Genomic DNA, 1301 nt, shown 5'->3' with positions numbered 1-1301 from the left:
TGCGAATAGCGATGATCGGCACGGGCTATGTGGGTCTGGTATCGGGGGCGTGTTTCTCGGATTTCGGGCACGAAGTGGTGTGCGTGGACAAGGACGCGCGCAAGATCGAGCTGCTTCACCAGAATGTGATGCCGATCTACGAGCCGGGTCTGGCGGAGCTGGTGGCGTCGAATGTCGAGGCGGGCCGGCTGTCGTTCACCACCGACCTGGTCGAGGGGGTGAAGGGTGCGGACGCGGTGTTCATCGCGGTCGGCACGCCCAGCCGCCGCGGCGACGGCCATGCCGATCTCTCCTATGTCTTTGCCGCAGCGGAAGAGATTGCGGGGGCGCTCGAAGGTCCGGCGGTGATCGTCACCAAGTCGACGGTCCCGGTCGGTACCGGTGACGAGGTCGAACGGATCGTCGCCCGGATTGCGCCGGACAAGGGCATCAAGGTCGTCTCCAATCCCGAATTCCTGCGCGAAGGCGCGGCGATCGAGGATTTCAAGCATCCCGACCGCGTGGTGGTGGGCAGCGAGGACGAGGGCGCGAGCGAGGTGCTGCGCGGCATCTACCGCCCGCTGTCGCTCAACCAGTCGGCGCCGGTGATGTTCACCGGCCGGCGCACGGCCGAGCTGATCAAATACGCCGCCAATGCGTTCCTCGCGGTCAAGATCACCTTCATCAACGAGATTGCGGACCTGTGCGAACAGGTGGGCGCGGACGTGCAGGAAGTGTCGCGCGGCATCGGCATGGACAACCGCATCGGCCGCAAGTTCCTGAACGCGGGGCCGGGCTATGGCGGATCGTGCTTCCCCAAGGACACGCTGGCGCTGCTCAAGACCGCCGACGACCATGAAACGCCGCTGCGGATCGTCGAGGCGACGGTGCAGGTCAACGACCAGCGCAAGCGCGCGATGGGCCGCAAGGTGATCAAGGCGATGGGCGGCGAAGTGCGCGGCAAGACCGTCGCGATCCTGGGGCTGACCTTCAAGCCCAATACCGACGACATGCGCGACGCGCCGTCGATCGCGATCATCCAGACGCTGCAGGATGCCGGTGCGAGCGTGAAGGCGTTCGACCCCGAAGGCGCCGAGCAGGCCAGGCTCGTCATCAAGGATGTCGAGTTCGCTGCCAGCCCCTATGCCGCCGCCGAGGGCGCCGACGCGCTGGTCATCGTCACCGAGTGGGACGAGTTCCGCGCGCTCGACCTTGGCCGGATGAAGTCGCTCCTCAACGCACCCCTGATGATCGACCTGCGCAACATCTATCCCGCCCCCGAAGCACAACGCGCCGGCTTCACACTCGTCGGCATCGGCAAG

At 66.0% G+C, this 1301-nt stretch carries 1 protein-coding gene; it reads left to right on the top strand.

Translation table 11 applies throughout. The features are described from left to right. On the top strand, positions 1-1301 hold a 1301-nt coding region (locus AC07TU_RS20630; protein ID WP_495189815.1), incomplete at both ends, for a UDP-glucose dehydrogenase family protein.

It is taken from the genome of Sphingomonas sp. GW821-FHT03E12 (assembly GCF_059420685.1).
This window is presented reverse-complemented; position numbering and strand designations above follow the sequence as displayed.